Here is an 18001-nt window from a genome sequence, read left to right on the forward strand (position 1 = left end):
GCCTTGACTTCGAGGCGCATCATGGAGCGGACGTGAGTGTCTGCAGGGGCCTTGAGGGCGTTCCCTTGTCCCTGGAACCTGGCAGCAAGCAATGACAAAGGCCTGGTCCGGTGGGTGAATTTACAGGGGGCAATGGTTTGCATCGGTCAACGGTTCCAAGTGGGCCCCGGAGCCTGGCTCGTCCCGCGGTTCCGGACGGGTGGGCTGACCCAGCGGGCGGCGGTGCAGGGATGGCCCCCTCGGCTGGCCGGTTCCTTGTCAGTGTCAGGACCGGGAGTTAGCCTGATTCACGGGGGCACGACGAGTGAAGCGGGGCCGCTGGATGTGGGCCAGCTTTCCCGGACAAAGGAGTCTGTCATGTCTACCGTTTCCCATCCGAGCAAACCGGGGCCGTCCAGCTGGTCCCAGGGGCAGCGGCTCTGGTGCGCTCAATGCCAGACGGATGAGTACCTGATCATCGAATCCATCGACACCCTCCGGCCACCGCGCATGGGGCTGGTCGACGTCGCGTACACCTGCGTTGAATGTGACTTCTTTTACGCCCACACCGCCTCGGTGGGGGATGTTGCTGTGGTCCTGAACCGGCCGGGCCAACGATCCGGGGTGCTGCAGTTCGGCGGCAACTACCTCCATTGCGGGGAACCGATGACAATGGCCGGATCCCAGCAGCGCAGCATCCATGCCACGCTCTCAACGGAACTGACCGGTGAAGGCCCCCTGGAGGTGTACCTGCGCACCAGGGTGCTGCGCTGCAGCTGCGGGTTCCAAATGGAGATACCCGACTGACACCCTGGGGCTAGGGAACGGAGCAATGATGGCTGACCCGGAACGCCGTCCGTGCACCGCTTTTGTCGGTCGGGGCGTATACCTGCTGGACGATCACGAGGTCGTGAGGCGGGGGTTGCGCCAGCTGCTGGAGTTCGATGGTCTCGGCATCGCCGGGGAATCCGGATCCGCGCGCGAAGCGGTCCGGCGGATTCCTGCCCTTCGCCCGGAGCTGGTCATTATTGATGATGACCTTCCGGACGGTTCCGGTGCCGAGGTGTGCCGTGCCGTTGCCGTGGCGGACCCGCGGATCCGGTGTGTGCTGATGACCGAGGAGGGCGGCGAGACCGTGCTGATCGACGCCATTCTGGCCGGCGCGTGGGGATGCCTGTCCAAAGACGATGAGGGCAGCGAACAGCTCAGGCTCATCCGACGGGCCCTGGCCGGGCACACCGCGTACAGCGGCCGGTTTTATCCGGCGATCGTGGCCCCGTTCTTCCTGCTCCAGCCACAGCGCCCGGATGAGAATCTCCTGACCCTCACGAAACAGGAAATGACTGCCGCGATCGGCCTGGGGAAAGGACTGAGCAACCGCCAAATCAGCAAGGAGATGTTTCTGGCAGAAAAAACCGTGAAGAACATGGTCTCGACCATCCTGACGAAACTCGGCACCGCGACCAGGACGCAGGCCGCCCTGCTTGTCACCGCAACCCTCGACCACTCCGAAAACCCCTCCTACGGAGGCTACCGGTCCAGCCAATTCCCGGACCTGATCCCCGAAGTCACTGCAGCACTGTTGAATTGCACCAGCGAGGCCGGCACCGTGCCACCTACGGACCAGAAGCGGGCAACGGACGCCGCCCGGCTTGCCGCCGCCCTTACTGCGGCCCGGACCGGGCTGAGAGTCAGGCGTCCCCAACAGAGCAGCACTTAAGAGTCCGGAGCGGAGATTCCGCGGGCTCTCCAAACCTGATGGACCCGGAGAGCCTCAGTGGTGTCCGGGACGGCCGCCAAGTTCGAGGCTTAACGGCGGCTCGCTGAAGGGGCGCACGGGGACATGGACGGATAAGGCCGTCACCACCGCCTGGCCGCTATCCGTGGCGAACATGAACGAAGCGACTGAAGGCATGCCAAGGTCCGGTAAGGCATGGGCGGCCGACCGAAAGCTGGCCAGGCATTTGTAGTTTCAGGGCCATAGGACTCTTACCGTTACTCTTGCCCGGCCATAGGTATTGATATGCCGCAGCGGGTTCCCTCCGATAGGCGGGTGCGGTGATGGTTGGCCCGGGTGCCGTTGGAACTCGCCCGGGCTGCCTCCGCGCCGGGGGCGCGTGATGCGGTGGGGGTCCTGGGGTGCGCCTGTGGGCTTTGAACCCTCGTCCCGAGGATTAAGAGTTCACTGCTCTGCCAACGGAGCTACGGGTGTGGGGGAGGCTTGCCCGCCGTGTGCTCGTTCCTTGTTTGGGGCGGCGCCGGCTGCGTTGTTTAGGAGGCGCGCGTCAGCTGTCGTTTGCACGGTTCTGTGTCGCCCTGGCACGTTCGAGGGCAGGGTTCTGCGTTATCGTGCCGGGATTAACGATGTCGTTCATTCTGCCCGTGAGGGACGGTAAAGGTCAGCTCCCGCGCTCCCCGGAAGAGCAGGCGTGCCTCATTTCGTGGCTGACTCAAGCACCGGCGGGTCACGCGTTGCTGCCGGCCACGCCCTCCCTCTGGAATCGGCTAGGCAAAGAATGCGCCGCGCCTCGGGTGAGCGGTCGGCCGGCTTCTCACCCGGGCTGCTGACCGGGTAGTCAGTGACCAGCAGTGCCGTTTACAGCGGCACCGAATATTGCGTCAGCCTGGGGGTTTCACTACTGGTGGTCGACGGCGCTCCCGGCCTGTTCTGCGGGGTGCAGGTGCCGGACTATTCCTGTTTATCTGTCCCGGTGCCGGTGCCGGTGCCGGTGTCCGTATCGGTGTCGGTCTTGGTGCGCGGTTTGCGGACGGGATCCACGGAACCGCTTGCTCCGTAGTTGCCCTCTGGATACTGACCGATTTCAGATTCAGCGGTGCGGCCCGGTGTCGACCCGGCGTCGCCGAAGTTGGCTTTCACGTAGCGTCCCGATTCCTTTGCCTTGTCTCCGAGGGGTTCGGGCAGTCCGCCTTCGCTGCCGGCCGCCCCGTAGTCCCCTTCGATGTATTGGCCTTCCTCGTCGTCCGCATGGCGGCCGCTTTGCGCTCCGGCCTTGCCGTAGTTGCCTTCGACGTACCGGCCGCGCAGGTCTGGTTCTTCCGGCTTCTTCTCCGGGCCTGCCTCATCGGGGGTGTCTTCAATGCTGCTGTCGTCGGACATGGTGGTGCCTTTCCCAAACGAAATCCGCGTCTTTGCGGCGCAATCCAAGCCCACCGTGGGCCGCGCTCCCCGACAGAATCCGCCTCCGGGCCTGCTGGGGCTTGCCGGGACGGGACGGGAGGGGCGGGCCCGAGGTGCTGCCCACGGCGGATAGATCTTAGACCGTTGCCTACGGACACTATCGGCGTAGCATAAATCTACTGGGGTTGTCAATTTCGGTAGGTAGATCAGATGACTCGAGGAGGCACTCGCGATGAGCGATATCAGTCCACTCAGAAATGCAGTCCGTCATGGCAGCGGCCTTAAGCAGTTGGGCGGCACTTGGGGTGAACTTCTTGCAGAGTTTCTCGGCACTTTTGTGCTGATCTCTTTCGGCGACGGCGTTGTGGCCATGGCAGTCGCCGCTTTGCCGGGATCCGGCCGGGCCGCTACATCGACGACGATCTTCCTGGCCGCCGGGGACTGGCTGTTGATCACCTGGGGATGGGCACTGGCGGTGACGATGGCCATCTACGTTGCCGGTGGCGTCAGCGGCGCACACATCAATCCGGCAGTGACCCTGGCGTTCGCAGTCCGGCGTAAATTTCCCTGGGGCAAAGTGGGTCCGTATATCGTCGCCCAGGTTCTGGGCGCCTTCGTCGGCGCCGCGATGGTGTACCTGCTGTATCACGACGCCATCGATGCCTATAACCAGGCCGTCGGGACCGGGCGTGCAGATCCGAAGGGGCTTGCCAGCTACTCCATTTTCGCCACCTTCCCCGCACCCTACTTCAACGGCAGCCCCGTGGGGCCGCTGGTCGACCAGATTGTCGGCACGGCCTTCCTCCTCATGTTCGTGGTGGCCATCATCGACATGCGCAATACCGCGGTCCAGGCGAACCTGGGTCCGTTCATGATCGGGCTGGCCGTTGCAGCCATCGGCATGTCGATCGGCGCGAACGCCGGCTATGCCATCAACCCGGCCCGTGACTTCGGGCCACGGCTGTTTGCCTGGCTGGCCGGATGGGGGCAGACGGCGCTGCCGGGCACCGTGGACGGGGCCTTCAGCTGGTATTTCTGGGTGCCGATCGTCGGGCCTTTCATCGGCGCAGTGATCGGCGTGCTGCTCTACGACTGGTTCATCGGCGACGTCCTCCATGCGCGCATCAGGCTGCAGGAATCCACGCCTCCGGGCCGGGCAGGCGGAGAGACACCTCCGGCGACCGAAACGAAAAGGACGGCCGAAACATAGGCGATTAAGGATTCTGAGAGATGGGCGTCGCAGGGAGATTTGCTCCTCCGGTTCAAAGGCGCCGGCTCGGCCCGGGCGGGCGTATAACCACAATGGCAGGCCATGTCGTCAGGTTCGACTACCCCGGACTGGCGGATACCCACTCCTCGGTCTGCGCAGCGTTTCCGTCAGCTTCTTGAGTATCTGTCCGCGCCAGCCGCCGGCCATGAGGCGGTGAGCTCTCACGTGACTATGCGCCTGCGGGTCGAACCCTTCGTGAATGAGGATCAGCCGCGTGCCGCCGCCTTCGAGAATCAGAGACCACGTCACCGCGCTGTTCAGGTCGTTGCCTGCTGACATCAGGGTGTCCTTCGGATTCCCAGGGTGTCCTTCGGATTCCCAGGGTGTTGTGCGGGTCTTTCATGCGGCTTCCACTAATGGTCACTGGGGATGGCGTGGGTCGGGCTTATTTTGCAATTCTGCCCACGATCTGGCGGGCCACCAGTCGGTCGATTCCTGGCAGATGGGTTGCCCGTATGGTCCACCGGCGCAGGAGGCGCTGGGTCCGGTTCGCGGGGAGGAACGATGACGCGGTGCGTCTCCCGGCGGCTTGAGCCTCCTCGACCACGGGTCGCCAGCGTCGCTCGAACTCGGTGAGGGCCGAACTGATCCCCTCGGGTGAGGCCACGGGTCCAAGGATGTCCCCCAGTAGCGCGGCACCGGCGATGGCGAGCGAGCCGCCCTGGCCCGCGAGGAGCGATACGGCCCCGCAGGCGTCCCCCACGAGAACGGTCCGCTCCCTCTGCCAGCCCGGCATGGCGATCTGTGCGACGACATCGTCGTAGGGATGCTCGGGGCACAAGTCCAGCAGCCGGTCGACCGCGTGGCCGAGTCCGGCGAACTCGCGGCGCAGCCGCTCCCGCGGGCTCCCGGGCCGCAGGTGCCGTGGTGCGCCTGTGGCGTCCCGGTAGACCATGAATGCCGCCACCTCGTCCGAGCGGAGGCTGTAGAGCCCGACCATCCGGTCGATGCTGTCGCTGAGGACGAACCTGTTCCGGAAGCTTGCATTCAGGATCGGTTCGGTCACGATGAATGCGGCAGCACGCATGCCCAAGGGGCGCAAGTACTCCTCTTCGGGCCCGAAGACCCGGGCGCGCACTCCGGAATGGATGCCGTCAGCGCCCACGAGGACGTCCGCGGAGATCGTCACGTCCGGCGAGTCATCGACGGCGACCCGCACGCCGTCCTCATCATTCCACACCAGGGAAACGGGCATCCCGTAGCGGACCTGCACCCGGCCCGGGGCCACGTCGTCGAGCGCGGCGAGGGCTGCGCACTCCATGTCGGGGCGCAGCAGGCTCAGGACCTTCCCGCCGGCAAGCCGGGCGAACTGGTCGTAGTCGAGGCTGGACGTCGGGCGGCCTTCTGCGTCCACATACTCGGCTGCCTCGACATGGTAGGCCACCTCTGCGAGCCGCGGGTAGAGGCCGATTCTTTCCGCAGCCTCGACTCCCGGACCGAAGAAGTCCATCATGTAGCCATCGGGACGCGGAGCGGCCGATTTCTCGAGAAGCTCGACGTCCCAGCCGGCCAAGCCGAGCTGGCGGGCCGCGACGAGGCCCGCTATGCCCGCCCCGACAACCACTGCCTTCATGTCCTGCCCCGAACGATCGTAGGCGTGTCTGATATTCGGCGCGTTGACAGGCCGCGAGGTGGCGCGTATTCCTGAGTGCAGAGCAAGGAGGTCTCCTTATGGCCACCGTAAGCGTGCGCTACATCGTCGATGATGTCGATACATCCATCAATTTTTACCGCGAACATTTGGCATTCACGCTCGTCATGCATCCGGCCCCGCCTTTTGCCATGCTCGAGCGCGGTGATTTGCGGCTGCTGCTCAGCGCTCCGAGCGGCCAGGGCGGAGGAGGGCAGAGCATGCCCGACGGCACCAGGCCCGCGCCGGGCGGGTGGAATCGATTCGCGCTGGAGGTGTCTGACCTCGCGGCAACCGTGCGGACCCTCCGCGACGCAGGCGTGCAGTTCCGCAATGACATCGTGACGGGCATGGGCGGAAATCAGGTACTGATCGAAGACCCCTCGGGCAATCCGATCGAACTATTCGAACCGACGATTCCCGAGGCTCGGCTCGCGACATCCTGATCCCAATGGCGGTGGGCCCACACAGTCACAGTCGTGCCCTTCGTCCGGAGGGAATGAGGCATCAAGTCTTTAGGCGTACGCCGGGCATGCAGGACACGGGTCCCGAACGTCCGCCACCGTTGCTGCGAGCAGACGGCAGTTGGCTCCATGAGGGTCGCCGGGGGCGCGCCGGGACCCTGGTCAGGCGGCCTGTGAACGCCGCCCCGCCCGCACACCCGGCACATGGGAAAGCCTCTCGAGGCAGGGGCTTTCGCCGTTACCGATAGACATTGGGGAGGGACGCAAGTCCACTCGCGACGCTATGGTCTGGGTCAGCCGCCAAAACGGAGGCTGACCGCCAGGCCGATCAGCGCGGCCGCACCGGCCAGAAGCATCGCTGCCCTGGGATTGCCGAAGTTAGCGTCCATCCCAGACCGAACCGGCGCGGAACGACCAGCGCATGGTCTTCGCGGTTGATGTAGAACAGGCCACCGCGCCAGTGCTTGTCATCGTCCCGGTGGATCAGGCCGGTGTCTTCCTCGGCGTCGTTCCGCTCCCGGCTGTTCCTGGCCAGGATGACGACGGCCACCACGGCGGCGGTCAGGATCGGGAGGACGATTACCAGCGGCGCCCACGGTGTGACCGTCCCGGTCCACATCAGCAGCGATGATCCCAGCATTCCCAGGTCGATCATCGCGGTCAGCCCGAGCAGGGCCTCGGCACCCAGTGACATGTAATGGCGGTACCAGCGCGCTGAGGTAACGGGGTGTGCCGGGTTGAGATCGGGCCGGCTGCGGACGATGGCCGCTGCTATACCGGCGAGCAGCGCGGTCATGCCGATCTGCACGAACACCAGTGAGAAGGCGGCGCCGACCGACTTGGCGACCACGCGGTTGGGCACCCCGTTCGCGTCGTAGTGGACCGCGAGAACTTCGGGCATCGATGGGTAGCTGATCACGCCGATCACTACCGTGGCGGCCGTGATGATCAGTGCCGGGGCCAGCCAGAGCCAGGGAAACCGCGGTGGATTGGTCCGCAGTTCGGTGTCCACCGCGATGCCCTGGTGCAGGCCCCGGTACCAGCCCCCGGCGGCCTTGGCGGCCCGGATCTCGTGGTTGGCCAGGAAGAAGCAGCCGTACCAGACGCCCTCGAGCACCAGCACCGACAGCGGCAACACCAACGTTGCGCCGGTCACGGCGAAGATGAGCACGCCGGCCGCGGCGGTGGCGATTCCACCGAGGAGTACCCGCCAGCGTTAGATGCTGGTCTGCCGGACCACCGTCGGGTCCCCGGCATGCTGGGGCGGTACCCGGACCCCGAAGGGCACGGCGGGGCTGGTGATCGAGGGCAGCGCCAGGGCGATTACGAGCGCGAGTGCCAGCACCGCGGAGCTCAGGATGATGGCAACGGTCATGGCGTGTCCTCTGGCTTCTTGGCATCAAATGACTCGACTATCGCCCGGCAGGTCGCGAGAACCTCGTCGGCCGGCAGGCCTCTGGCCAAGGCCTCGGCAAGCAGGGTCCGAGCCCTCGCGGTCCACTCTGCGGGGAACGGCGGATCCGCGACCGTCGGGGTCACCACCGCACCGGTCTTGCGGTTGAGCCGGATCAGGCCTTCCTGGCGCAGGAGGTCGTAGGCCTTGTTCACGGTGTGGAAGTTGATGCCGAAGTCGGCCGCGACCGTCCTGGTGGCCGGCAAGGTGCTGCCCTCGGTCAGCGCGCCTTCGGCGATCGCCTCCACGATCTGGTCCCGGAGCTGCTGATAGATCGGTATCTCTCTGGCCAGGTCGACGTTGAGGATCATCCTTCCCACCTCCCACGGTTGTTCTATCGCAGCTCAGGGTCAAAGCCGGTGGCGCCGACGTACGCCATCGCGCCATCAGCAGTATCAACCCACACATAAAGCCACGAGCCGGTCGGGCGGACATTCCCCTGGCGAACTGTTATCAACCGTTTCTCAAATCGCTCCATCGACTGAGGATAAACCCCTTCATTTTCCCTGAACCAGCTGTCCGTATGCCGGTCGATCACCGTGCCCAGGAACGCGCCGCTACGTTCCGTGCAGGTGCTGGCTTGTGACTCGCAGCGATAAATGGCGGTCTTTTCGCAGCGCTATTTTGTCACCCCGCAGATCCTTGAAAAGCTTGTTCGTTCTTCTTGTTCGGTGCTCTCGTCAGGACCGCGTCGTTGCCCCTCGGTTACCCGGGGCGGCCCGACCGACTGCCTGCACGCTCCTGGCGAACCGCGCTCACGGCGCGCACGGCAACTACGGCGGCCACGATCAGCACGGCCGCGGCCAAGGCCGTGCCCGGTCCACCCAGCCGCCCGGTGACGGCACGGGGAAACCCGTGTGCGGGCTGGCCGGTGCTGCCACCTGTGACCTCGTTGTCCGTCACCTCCCATTCGGCAGAGGAGGGGAAGATACCGGCCGGAAGCCTCTGCTGTCGGAGACGCCGACGTGAGGCAAGCCTGCGCCGCACTTTCTCATTCGGAGCGGGCATTACGCCGTCCGCTGCCACCGCGGCGGGGAGGTCAACGATGTAGGGCTCACCGTAATAGGCCGCCGAAGCCACCGAGTCCAGCCAGATGCCGGGCGGGGGTTCCACCCCGCGGCGCGAGAACGCAGCCAGGAGCATCTGCTGGATCTCACCCAGGCTCTTGCCCCGGGCGACCTGCGTGACTTCGAAAATGGCCAGCTGGAGCTGCACCTTCTCATCCGCCGCCGGATCTTTGGCGCTCGGAGCCTGTTCAACGGGGTCGGTGTTAAGTGGCCCGGTCTTGGGTGTGCCCGCGTTGCGCGAGTCGGGGCTCATGGGGGTTCCTTTCTGTCATGTTGGGTCCAACTGCCCTTCGAATTTGCCCGTCCGCGGGCATCGACGGTACTTGCTCGCCGCCCGGTAACTTGACCCGGAAGCCCGTGCGGCGGGGTTGGGACGGTGCTGTTCCGAGTCACCTCTACCGGACTGGGTCCGACCGAACGCGGCCTGGTTATCCGCGAAACGGGGACGAGACAAGGGGCAGGTGTGTCTATCGTGGCGCAATTCCGTCGGTTTGTCGTCGGCGTTGACACTCATGCCATAACCACTTCCGCGCCATCACCGCCGCAAGTTACGAACCGCTCAAGACTCTCTCGCGTTGACCGTCGTCCGAAGGGTCCGCGAGGGGCCGGGGTCTTTTTGCCTTGGCGGAAGCCGTTGCCGCGGCGATCTCCGAGCTTGGGAGCCGGAGTGCAGGCCACGGTCGTTGCTCCGGAGACAGGAAATTCCCGATTTGTGGTTCGACCGGGTGGGGCGTTGGAGCCCGGCCGCCCCGCTTCACACCGGCCGTGATCCGGACCAAACACCGGACCCCCGCGGGACTCCGGCAGGAGCCCCGGCAACCTCCACCGCCCCGCGGCTACGACCGGCAGCTCCTGCGGGTTTTCTACAGGTCGGATCTCTCGGCCCTGAAGAGCAGCCCGCCTCCCGGACCTACTACGACCGAAAGCGCGCCGAAGGCAAGACCCACACCCAGACCATGCTCTCCCTGGCCCGGCGCCGCCTCAACCTTCTCTGGGCCGTGCTCCGCGACGGCACCACCTACATCCGAGTTCCCGCAGGCGGGCTCTATGGCCACCTGACGACACGGGCCTGCGGAGCTCCACTCGTGCCGAATCGGTCGTCCACGGAACCCTCTCCAGGAGTATCTGGATAACGGTTGATCCGGGGTTCCTGGTCGTGACGCATGCTTTGCAATAGTGCAGAGTCGCCAGCATGCGGAAGGGCCATGTCGACCAGAACGACCCAAGGGCCGCCACAGTCAGGTATTTTCCTGAGATCCATAAGCCTGCATACTGTTGCGGTTACGCAATGATTCCCGTTAGATTGAAGACTTAGTGGGGGACCCGGCTCGGCGCCCGTGCAGGAAGGGCGGGAAGCTGACGCGATTGCTGACACTCTAAGGAGTCACCCTCATGGACAAGGCCCGGCGTATCGTCGCTATTACCGGATCCAGTGGCGGAATCGGGCGCGCATCGGCGGTTGCCTTTGGCCGTCAAGGCGCCACCGTTGCCTTGCTTGCCCGTGGCGAGGCAGGTCTGGCCGGGGCCGCGCAGGAGGTGGAGGCCGCCGGCGGCCGCGCGTGGACTTTGAGCGTCGATGTCGCCGACGCCGATGCTGTGGATGCTGCCGCCGAGCGAATTGAGCGCGAGTTGGGGCCCATCGACGTCTGGGTCAACGTTGCCTTCACTTCGGTTTTCTCCCCCTTTTCGGAAATTTCCGCAGCTGAGTTCGCACGCGTGACCGAGGTCAGCTACCTCGGTTACGTCTACGGAACCATCTCGGCCTTGAAGCGCATGCGGCCGCGAAACCGCGGCGTCATAGTGCAGGTCGGCTCGGCCCTGGCCTACCGGGGCATCCCGTTGCAAACCGCCTACTGCGGCGCGAAACATGCTATCCAGGGTTTCAATGAATCGCTGCGGTGTGAACTGCTGCATGAGTCGAGCGGGATCCACACCACGATGGTGCAAATGCCGGCGGTCAACACGCCCCAGTTTTCCTGGGTCCTGTCCCGCCTTCCGCGACAGGCGCAGCCCGTGCCGCCGATTTACCAGCCGGAGCTGGCCGCCCGGGCGGTCGTGTACGCGGCGGAGCATCCACAGCGTCGGGAGTACTGGGTCGGCGGCAGCACTGCGGGGACACTCATCGCGAACGCCGTCGCCCCAGGCCTGCTCGACCGCTACCTGGCCAAGACAGGCTTCAACGCCCAGCAGACCGCGGAACCCCGCCATCCCGACCAGCCCAAGAATCTCTGGGAACCTGCCGACAAACGGAAGGATTTCGGGACGCGCGGTATTTTTGATTCCAGGGCCTCCAACCGCAGCGCGCAGCTGTGGGCCTCCCAGCACTATGCAGCGGTGGGCGCGGCCGCAGCCGGGCTCCTCGCCTCCGTGGCCGTCGCGGGCCGCGCGCTTTTGCGGTCGGCGAACCGGTGAAGCCGCTGGAATTGGTCCGGGCGGCGTACGGGATGTGCGAGCCGTTGGCACCGGATTATGTTTCCGGCCTGCTACTGGGTGAGATGCCGGATGGCAGGACCCGCGTGGTGATCCGGATTCTGGGCGCACGGCACCTGGTTCAGGCGGTGCTGACTGTCCGCGGCGGGCGCTCTGCCCACCTTGTCGGAGGCAGTGTGGATGTGGTCCACGCCGCGAGTATGGCCGGGGTCGCCGTGTTGGATAGCCGTCATCGGAGGTCTGCGGGAGTCAGCGCGGCGCTTGCGTTGGTTTTCGCGGCGGGGGAGTTCGGATGATCATCGTCAGCGGTGTTGCTTGCGCGCCTGGCAGCGGCGCCGGTCACACGTGCAGGTCGATGGTGAACCTGCCGTCTTCGGTGCCTTCGCCGCCGTCCGCCGCGGCAAACGCGTCCATTCCCAGCGCCGTGGCGCCGCGCAACTCGTTTGTCATCCGTCCCATCACCGCGGCAACGGCGTTTCGCCGGTGCTCCAGGACGGTGTTGACCAGCGACGCGCCTTCAGGGGTCAGGGACAACTCCACGTACCGCCGGTCCGCGGGGTCATCGCGCCGCGCGATCAGTCCGGCATTGACCAGCCGGTCGCAGGTGCGGGTGGCGTTGGACGGGTGGACCCCCAGTTCCATGGCTACCGCACCGAGATTTTGCGGTCCGCGCGAGGCAATCATTACCAGCACCCGCAGCTGGGGGCTGGTGACAATGTCTTCGACTTCGACAACTGACTGGGCCACGACACGCAGCAGCACGTTCGCGGCCCTAAGGACCGCATCGATCTGGGCGTCGGCGCGCTCGTCGCTGTTTCTTTCCACGCACCCCAGTATTACCCCGGTGCTTGCGGAGCAGCAAAGTTTGCCCAGCGGCACGTATTTTTCCTGATTGCGGAGGAGCGCACCATGAAGCATGCACCCGAAAGGGAAATGACCCACCTCGTTGATCGCCTGGTCCGCAACGTGAAAACGGGCAGATTCGAACGGTCTCTTTCCGGGCTCACCGCAGCGGGGGCCTTGGTGACAGCGGCAGAAATCTACTTCGAACATGACAAGGCCAGCTTCGGGAACAAATGGATGTGGCTGCCCGTGGCGCTTGGTCCGGTGGGCGCCGCGGCCGGGCTTGCCGGGGTCTTCAGCCGCAGGATGGCCAAAACTGTATTGCCGATCGCCAGTGCCGCGATAGTGGCCAATGGGCTGCAGGGAACCTATCTGCATGCCCGGGGAGTAGCCCAAAAACCGGGCGGATTCTCCAATCTGCGCTACAACCTGGAGATGGGACCGCCGCTGCTGGCGCCGCTGCTGGTGACATTGGTCGGCGGTATGGGGCTGCTGGCTTCCGTTCTCAGGCGGGAGCGATGAGCCGGCTTCCCCTGGATAGGGGCGCCGGTGGTGGCCGGTACCCGGGGTTCAGCACGCTCGCCCAGTCGGGCCATTGGGACCGGGCAACCGCGGGCGTGGTCCTGGGCCGGCTGGCGCGACCCGCCGACATCCGTTTCTTCACCCCGGCCGAAGAGGCCACTGCCAGGGCACTCTTTGACCAACTCCTTGACCAGCATGCCGAGCCCCGCGTCCCGGTCGTTAACTTCGTCGACGCGCGCCTGGCCGAGAACCAGACCGACGGCTGGCGCTTCGAGGACATGCCTGAAGACGGACAGGCCTGGCGGACATCGCTGTCGGCGCTGGACCGTGCGGCGGAAGAGGCGTTCAACCAGACGTTCGCCAGCTGCAACGACGACCGGCAGGCCGACCTGCTCCGGACCGTCAGGGACCTGGGCGCTTCGTCATGGCAGGGCCTGCCGGCCGGACGCGTGTGGGGGCTGTGGACCCGCTACGCGTGCACAGCCTTTTACTCACATCCGTGGGCGTGGGACGAGATCGGATTCGGGGGGCCCGCGTACCCCCGCGGGTATAAAAATGTGGGACTCAACCGGCTGGAACCGTTCGAAGTGGCCGATACCAGACCCACGGAGGACCCCGTGGCGCTGGACGGTGGAACCCGGAGGTGAGCCACGTGCGGAGCGTGCGGAGCCGTAATGAATCCGCGTGGCTGCTGCCGGCCGGCCCGGGCAGCAACCACCGGCTGCGCGATGACATGCGCGTGTTCGATGACCGTGACGAAGTGGACATCGTTATCGTGGGGTGCGGAGCGGGCGGCTCAACCATGCTGCAACGGCTGGCCCGCGCGGGATGGCGGGCGGTCGCCCTCGATGCTGGCCCGTTCTGGGACCCTGAGCGTGACTGGGTGAGTGACGAGGCCGGCTCGCATCAACTGTATTGGACCGATCCGCGCGTGATCGGCGGTGATGACCCCGTGCCCCTCGGATCGAACAACTCAGGCCGCGGGGTGGGCGGTTCCATGGTGCACTACGCCGGATACACGCCCCGGTTCCACCCCAGCGACTTCCGCACCTTCACCACGGACGGCGTCGGCGCCGACTGGCCCCTGGACTACGCGGATCTGCGTCCCTTTTATGAGGACATCGAAGGGGAACTCCCGGTGGCCGGAGAACCCTGGCCGTGGGGCGATCCGCACCGGTATCCGCACCGGCCTCACCCCGTCTCGGGCAACGGAGAGCTCTTCCTCCGCGGTGCACGCGCCTGCGGGATCACGGCCAAGGTCGGTCCGGTCGCGATCGCCAACGGCCGCTTCGGCAACCGGCCACACTGCATTTACCGGGGCTTTTGCCTTCAAGGCTGCAAGGTGAACGCGAAGGCCTCGCCCCTGATAACCCACATTCCGGACGCACTCGCCCACGGCGCCGAAGTGCGGGCCGATTCGATGGTGACCCGCATCGGCTTCGACGAAGGGACCGGCAGGGCCACCGGTGTCCACTACACCCGGCACGGGCGGGAACGGTTCCAGCGGGCGCGGATGGTGGCCGTCGCCGGATATTCGATCGAAACACCGCGTCTCCTGCTGAATTCGACCTCAGCGAGATTCCCGCAGGGTATGTGCAACGACTTCGACCAGGTCGGCCGGTACGTGATGGTCCAGGGCGCGCCGCAAACGGCGGGCCGGTTCGACGCGGAGGTACGCATGTGGAAGGCTCCGCCGCCGGAAGTCAGCACTGAGGACTTCTATGAAACGGACCCCACCAAGCCCTACAAGCGCGGATTCTCCATTCAGACCGTTTCGCCGCTGCCCATCACCTGGGCCGAGCACGTCTCCGCCCAGGGACATTGGGGAGCGGACTTGCGCCGCTACATGAGCGACTTTCCGCATTGGGCCTGCCTGGGCGCGCTGTGCGAATTTCTTCCGCTGGAAGGAAACCGTGTCACCTTGGCGGAGGAAAAAGACCGGACCGGGCTGCCGGTTGCCGAGTTCAGCTACAGCCAATGCGAGAACGACCGGCAACTGATGGGCGCCGCGCAGGATGTCATGGAGAAGATCCTGAAAGCTGCAGGCGCGGACGAAGTCATGACCATCAAACGCTTCGCCCATCTGGTGGGCGGGGCGCGGATGGCTGCCGACGAACGCCATGGCGTGGTCGACCAGATGTGCCGCAGCTTCGCCGTTCCGAACCTGTTCATCACCGACGGCAGCGTGTTGCCGACACAGGGAAGCGCGAACCCGGCGCTGACGATCATGGCGGTGGCGGCCCGCGCCGCCGAAAGACTGAGCACTGGAAGGGAAACTGATCATGGCATCACAGACAGTTGCTGATTATTTGCTGGCCCGGCTCCGCGAATGGGGCGTGGACAAAGTTTTTGCTTTTCCGGGGGACGGCATCAACGGGTTGCTCGCTGCCTTTGGGAAAGCCGGCAACGAACCGAAATTCATTCAGGCCCGACACGAAGAAATGAGTGCCTTCGAAGCCGTCGGCTATGCCAAGTTCTCCGGCAAGGTCGGGGTCTGCATGGCCACCTCCGGCCCGGGCGCGATCCACCTGCTCAACGGGCTGTACGACGCGAAACTGGACCACGTGCCGGTGGTGGCGATCGTCGGCCAGACAGCCCGCAGCGCGATGGGAGGCTCCTACCAGCAAGAAGTGGATCTGCTGAGCCTCTTCAAGGACGTGGCCTCCGAGTACCTCCAGATGGTCACGGTCCCCGAGCAGCTCCCCAACGTCCTGGACCGGGCCGTACGGATAGCCCTGGCAAGGAAGGCCCCGACGGCGGTCATCATCCCGTCCGATGTCCAGGAATTGGAGTACACGCCACCGACGCACGCCTTCAAGATGGTTCCTTCCAGCCTCGGCATCCGTTGGCCTGAAATCCAGCCCAACGACGACGCGATTCGCGGCGCGGCCCAGCTGCTCAACGAGGGAAGCAAAGTGGCCATGCTCATTGGCCGGGGGGCCCGTGGCGCGGCCGCGGAGGTCCGCCAGGTCGCGGAATTGCTGGGCGCAGGCGTTGCCAAGGCGCTGCTCGGCAAGGACTCCCTGCCCGACGATCTTCCCTATGTGACCGGATCAATCGGCCTTCTCGGAACCCGCCCCAGCTACGAAATGATGCGCGACTGCGACACCCTGCTGACCATCGGATCAAGCTTCCCCTACACCCAGTTCATGCCGGAAGAAGGGCAGGCGCGCGGTGTCCAGATCGACATCGACCCAGGCATGATCGGACTGCGGTACCCCTACGAATTCAACATCGTCGCCGATTCCGCCACCGCCCTGCGGGCATTGATTCCGCATCTGCAGCGGAAACAGAACCAGTCCTGGCGCGCAGACCTGGAAACGAAAATCACCCGGTGGTGGGAGACCATGCGCGCCGAGGCCATGGTCGAAGCCAGCCCCATCAACCCCATGCGGCTCTTCTCCGAGCTCTCCGACCGGCTGCCTGACGACGCAATCCTCACAGCAGACTCCGGATCCGCGGCCAACTGGTACGCCCGGCAACTGAAGTTTCATGGCCACATCCGCGGCTCCTTGTCCGGCAACCTGGCCACCATGGGACCGGCGGTGCCCTACGCCATTGGAGCAAAATTCGCCCACCCCGCACGTCCTGTGATCGCCTTCGCCGGGGACGGTGCCATGCAGATGAACGGCATGGCCGAGCTCATCACCATCCAGCGCTACTGGCGCGAGTGGACTGATCCCAGGCTCATCGTTGCGATCCTGCACAACGATGACCTGAACCAGGTGACCTGGGAAATGCGGGCCATGGGAGGGGCCCCGGCGTTCCGTGAATCCCAAGCCCTTCCCGACGTCGACTACGCGGCTTTCACGTCCAGCCTCGGGCTGCAGGGCATCAGCGTGGGGTCCCCCGACGAACTCGGGGACGCATGGGAGAAGGCACTCGCAGCGGACCGGCCGACCGTTCTGGATGTGCGCACAGACCCGGACATCCCGCCAATCCCGCCCCACGCCACCCTGGAACAGGCACTCAACAGCGCAAAAGCGGTCATGAAGGGCGACGACAGCGGCTGGGGCATCATCAAAGAAGGCGTCAAAGCCAAGGCCCAGGAGTTCCTCCCGCACAAGAAGGATTGACCGTCATGATCGATTCAAGCCTTCAGCTGGGACGTCTTGACGTCTCGGCCTACACGGTGCCGACCAGCGCGCCGGAGGGCGACGGAACCTTGGCGTGGGACGCCACCACCATCGTCCTGGTCCAGGCCGTGGCCGGCAGCTGGACCGGCATCGGCTGGACCTTCGCGCCGGGGGCCTGCGCGGCGCTGATCAAGGAGACCCTGGAACCGGCCGTTACCGGGCTCAACCCTTTCGACGTTCCTGCAGCGGCCGAAGCCATGGCCCGGGCGGTGCGCAACACTCCACGCCCCGGACTGGCCGGCTACGCGATCTCCGCCGTCGACTGCGCGCTCTGGGACCTCAAGGCACGGATCCTCGGCCTTCCCCTGCACCGGCTCCTCGGGGCGGCGCGGGCGGAGGTGGAGATTTACGGCAGCGGCGGGTTCACCACCTATTCAGAGGCCCAGCTCCGACGCCAGCTGGAGGGCTGGACCGGCCAGCAACAGATCCCGCGGGTCAAGATCAAAATCGGCGAGGACCGCGGCGCGAACACGGCCCGCGACCTCCTCCGGATCCGTCAGGCACGGGACACCATCGGGCCGCACGTTCAGCTGTTCGTCGACGCCAACGGCGCTTACACGGCCAAGCAAGCCGTTCGGGTTTTCGACGCCGCGGCAGAGCAGGATCTGACGTGGTTCGAAGAACCGGTATCCAGCGATCACCTTGAGGGGCTTCGCCAGGTCCGGCAGTCTGTCACGGCGGATGTCGCAGCCGGCGAATACGGTACGACCCTGTTCTATTTCCAGCAGATGTGCGGCGCCGGCGCCGTTGACTGCCTTCAAGTGGATGTGAGCCGCTGCGGGGGAATCACGGAGTGGTTCCGGGCCGCCGCGGTAGCCGCGGCCCACGGCCTGGAAGTCTCCGGGCACTGTGCACCGAACCTGACCGTGCCCGCGGCTGCAAGCACCCGCAATTTCCGTCACTTGGAGTGGTTCCACGACCACGTCCGGATCGAGGAGATGTTCTTCGACGGGACGCCCGATCCACAAGGAGGCAGCGTTCGGCCCAGCGACGACCGGCCCGGCAACGGACTCATTTTCCGGGCCCTGGACGCCGAACCCTACCGAATCTAGGCCATAGACCAGAAGG

Annotated in this window: 18 protein-coding genes and 1 pseudogene; 11 read left to right on the forward strand and 8 right to left on the reverse strand. The window is 65.5% G+C overall.

Annotated elements, in window-relative coordinates; all coding sequences use genetic code 11:
* Nucleotides 1–357: 357 nt before the first annotated feature.
* Both AC1DGD_RS06765 and AC1DGD_RS06770 read left to right on the forward strand, forming a co-directional pair.
* Nucleotides 358–786, forward strand: coding sequence for a hypothetical protein (locus AC1DGD_RS06765; protein WP_476851102.1), 429 nt, complete (start codon nt 358–360; stop codon nt 784–786).
* A gap of 25 nt (nt 787–811) precedes the next feature.
* Nucleotides 812–1699 carry a response regulator gene (locus AC1DGD_RS06770; RefSeq protein WP_476856334.1) on the forward strand — a complete coding sequence of 296 codons (888 nt, stop codon included), beginning with the start codon at nt 812–814 and terminating at the stop codon, nt 1697–1699.
* A gap of 969 nt (nt 1700–2668) precedes the next feature.
* On the opposite strand, the gene AC1DGD_RS06775 is transcribed toward AC1DGD_RS06770, so the two are convergent.
* Entirely contained in the window at nt 2669–3097 is a 429-nt protein-coding gene (locus tag AC1DGD_RS06775; protein WP_441410660.1) for a hypothetical protein, read from the reverse strand.
* Between the two features lie 253 nt (nt 3098–3350).
* Here AC1DGD_RS06775 and AC1DGD_RS06780 point away from each other — a divergent pair, with 253 nt between their 5' ends.
* Nucleotides 3351–4328: an MIP/aquaporin family protein gene (locus tag AC1DGD_RS06780; protein ID WP_476851100.1), complete on the forward strand. Its 978-nt coding sequence runs from the start codon at nt 3351–3353 to the stop codon at nt 4326–4328.
* A 108-nt stretch (nt 4329–4436) separates the two neighbouring features.
* Here AC1DGD_RS06780 and AC1DGD_RS06785 read toward each other — a convergent pair whose 3' ends face one another.
* Both AC1DGD_RS06785 and AC1DGD_RS06790 read right to left on the reverse strand, forming a co-directional pair.
* Nucleotides 4437–4667: an SRPBCC domain-containing protein gene (locus AC1DGD_RS06785; RefSeq protein WP_476851099.1), complete on the reverse strand. Its 231-nt coding sequence runs from the start codon at nt 4665–4667 to the stop codon at nt 4437–4439.
* 106 nt (nt 4668–4773) lie between these two features.
* Nucleotides 4774–5961 carry an FAD-dependent monooxygenase gene (locus AC1DGD_RS06790; RefSeq protein ID WP_476851098.1) on the reverse strand — a complete coding sequence of 396 codons (1188 nt, stop codon included), beginning with the start codon at nt 5959–5961 and terminating at the stop codon, nt 4774–4776.
* Nucleotides 5962–6059: 98 nt separating this feature from the next.
* Here AC1DGD_RS06790 and AC1DGD_RS06795 point away from each other — a divergent pair, with 98 nt between their 5' ends.
* A complete protein-coding gene (locus AC1DGD_RS06795) occupies nt 6060–6464 on the forward strand; it encodes a VOC family protein (protein ID WP_476851097.1) in 405 nt (134 codons plus the stop codon).
* A 346-nt stretch (nt 6465–6810) separates the two neighbouring features.
* Here the strand turns inward: AC1DGD_RS06795 and AC1DGD_RS06800 are convergent, their stop codons facing one another.
* The 4 genes from AC1DGD_RS06800 to AC1DGD_RS06815 all read right to left on the reverse strand — a co-directional run bounded on the left by AC1DGD_RS06800 (nt 6811) and on the right by AC1DGD_RS06815 (nt 9255).
* The gene (locus AC1DGD_RS06800) at nt 6811–7638 is read right to left on the reverse strand and encodes a DUF1648 domain-containing protein (protein ID WP_476851096.1); all 828 of its coding nucleotides are present in this window, start codon (nt 7636–7638) and stop codon (nt 6811–6813) included.
* A 60-nt stretch (nt 7639–7698) separates the two neighbouring features.
* A complete protein-coding gene (locus tag AC1DGD_RS06805; RefSeq protein ID WP_476851095.1) occupies nt 7699–7857 on the reverse strand; it encodes a hypothetical protein in 159 nt (52 codons plus the stop codon).
* A complete protein-coding gene (locus AC1DGD_RS06810) occupies nt 7854–8246 on the reverse strand; it encodes a GntR family transcriptional regulator (RefSeq protein ID WP_476851094.1) in 393 nt (130 codons plus the stop codon). The genes AC1DGD_RS06805 and AC1DGD_RS06810 overlap by 4 nt, the downstream gene beginning before the upstream one ends.
* Before the next feature lie 394 nt (nt 8247–8640).
* Nucleotides 8641–9255 (reverse strand): hypothetical protein, encoded by a 615-nt coding sequence (locus AC1DGD_RS06815; protein ID WP_476851093.1) that lies wholly within the window; start codon nt 9253–9255, stop codon nt 8641–8643.
* A 623-nt stretch (nt 9256–9878) separates the two neighbouring features.
* Between AC1DGD_RS06815 and AC1DGD_RS06820 the strand changes: the two are divergent.
* Together AC1DGD_RS06820 and AC1DGD_RS06825 are read left to right on the forward strand one after the other, a co-directional pair.
* A pseudogene (locus AC1DGD_RS06820) lies at nt 9879–10024 on the forward strand (IS110 family transposase); the annotation flags it as partial.
* A 370-nt stretch (nt 10025–10394) separates the two neighbouring features.
* Nucleotides 10395–11414 carry an SDR family oxidoreductase gene (locus tag AC1DGD_RS06825; RefSeq protein WP_476856335.1) on the forward strand — a complete coding sequence of 340 codons (1020 nt, stop codon included), beginning with the start codon at nt 10395–10397 and terminating at the stop codon, nt 11412–11414.
* A gap of 357 nt (nt 11415–11771) precedes the next feature.
* Here the strand turns inward: AC1DGD_RS06825 and AC1DGD_RS06830 are convergent, their stop codons facing one another.
* Entirely contained in the window at nt 11772–12257 is a 486-nt protein-coding gene (locus AC1DGD_RS06830) for a MarR family transcriptional regulator (protein WP_476851091.1), read from the reverse strand.
* 108 nt (nt 12258–12365) lie between these two features.
* On the opposite strand from AC1DGD_RS06830, the gene AC1DGD_RS06835 reads away from it, so the two are divergent.
* Genes AC1DGD_RS06835 through AC1DGD_RS06855 form a run of 5 tightly spaced genes read left to right on the forward strand, consistent with a single transcriptional unit; the run spans nt 12366 to nt 17985 of the window.
* Nucleotides 12366–12797, forward strand: a complete 432-nt coding sequence (locus tag AC1DGD_RS06835) for a hypothetical protein (protein ID WP_476856336.1) — start codon at nt 12366–12368, stop codon at nt 12795–12797.
* A complete protein-coding gene (locus AC1DGD_RS06840; protein WP_441410672.1) occupies nt 12794–13444 on the forward strand; it encodes a gluconate 2-dehydrogenase subunit 3 family protein in 651 nt (216 codons plus the stop codon). Before AC1DGD_RS06835 ends, AC1DGD_RS06840 begins: the two co-directional genes overlap by 4 nt.
* Entirely contained in the window at nt 13441–15102 is a 1662-nt protein-coding gene (locus AC1DGD_RS06845; RefSeq protein WP_476851089.1) for a GMC family oxidoreductase, read from the forward strand. Before AC1DGD_RS06840 ends, AC1DGD_RS06845 begins: the two co-directional genes overlap by 4 nt.
* Nucleotides 15080–16873 carry a thiamine pyrophosphate-requiring protein gene (locus AC1DGD_RS06850; protein WP_476851088.1) on the forward strand — a complete coding sequence of 598 codons (1794 nt, stop codon included), beginning with the start codon at nt 15080–15082 and terminating at the stop codon, nt 16871–16873. Before AC1DGD_RS06845 ends, AC1DGD_RS06850 begins: the two co-directional genes overlap by 23 nt.
* 5 nt (nt 16874–16878) lie before the next feature.
* Nucleotides 16879–17985 carry an enolase C-terminal domain-like protein gene (locus AC1DGD_RS06855; RefSeq protein WP_476851087.1) on the forward strand — a complete coding sequence of 369 codons (1107 nt, stop codon included), beginning with the start codon at nt 16879–16881 and terminating at the stop codon, nt 17983–17985.
* Nucleotides 17986–18001 lie beyond the last annotated feature (16 nt).

The organism is Arthrobacter sp. 05T45 (assembly GCF_056395875.1).

Coding starts and splice junctions, on each gene's coding strand:
- AC1DGD_RS06765 (WP_476851102.1), top strand. CDS start 358: ATGTCTACCGTTTCCCATCCGAGCAAACCGGGGCCGTCCAGCTGGTCC.
- AC1DGD_RS06770 (WP_476856334.1), top strand. CDS start 812: ATGATGGCTGACCCGGAACGCCGTCCGTGCACCGCTTTTGTCGGTCGG.
- AC1DGD_RS06775 (WP_441410660.1), bottom strand. CDS start 3,097: ATGTCCGACGACAGCAGCATTGAAGACACCCCCGATGAGGCAGGCCCG.
- AC1DGD_RS06780 (WP_476851100.1), top strand. CDS start 3,351: ATGAGCGATATCAGTCCACTCAGAAATGCAGTCCGTCATGGCAGCGGC.
- AC1DGD_RS06785 (WP_476851099.1), bottom strand. CDS start 4,667: ATGTCAGCAGGCAACGACCTGAACAGCGCGGTGACGTGGTCTCTGATT.
- AC1DGD_RS06790 (WP_476851098.1), bottom strand. CDS start 5,961: ATGAAGGCAGTGGTTGTCGGGGCGGGCATAGCGGGCCTCGTCGCGGCC.
- AC1DGD_RS06795 (WP_476851097.1), top strand. CDS start 6,060: ATGGCCACCGTAAGCGTGCGCTACATCGTCGATGATGTCGATACATCC.
- AC1DGD_RS06805 (WP_476851095.1), bottom strand. CDS start 7,857: ATGACCGTTGCCATCATCCTGAGCTCCGCGGTGCTGGCACTCGCGCTC.
- AC1DGD_RS06810 (WP_476851094.1), bottom strand. CDS start 8,246: ATGATCCTCAACGTCGACCTGGCCAGAGAGATACCGATCTATCAGCAG.
- AC1DGD_RS06815 (WP_476851093.1), bottom strand. CDS start 9,255: ATGAGCCCCGACTCGCGCAACGCGGGCACACCCAAGACCGGGCCACTT.
- AC1DGD_RS06825 (WP_476856335.1), top strand. CDS start 10,395: ATGGACAAGGCCCGGCGTATCGTCGCTATTACCGGATCCAGTGGCGGA.
- AC1DGD_RS06835 (WP_476856336.1), top strand. CDS start 12,366: ATGACCCACCTCGTTGATCGCCTGGTCCGCAACGTGAAAACGGGCAGA.
- AC1DGD_RS06840 (WP_441410672.1), top strand. CDS start 12,794: ATGAGCCGGCTTCCCCTGGATAGGGGCGCCGGTGGTGGCCGGTACCCG.
- AC1DGD_RS06850 (WP_476851088.1), top strand. CDS start 15,080: ATGGCATCACAGACAGTTGCTGATTATTTGCTGGCCCGGCTCCGCGAA.
- AC1DGD_RS06855 (WP_476851087.1), top strand. CDS start 16,879: ATGATCGATTCAAGCCTTCAGCTGGGACGTCTTGACGTCTCGGCCTAC.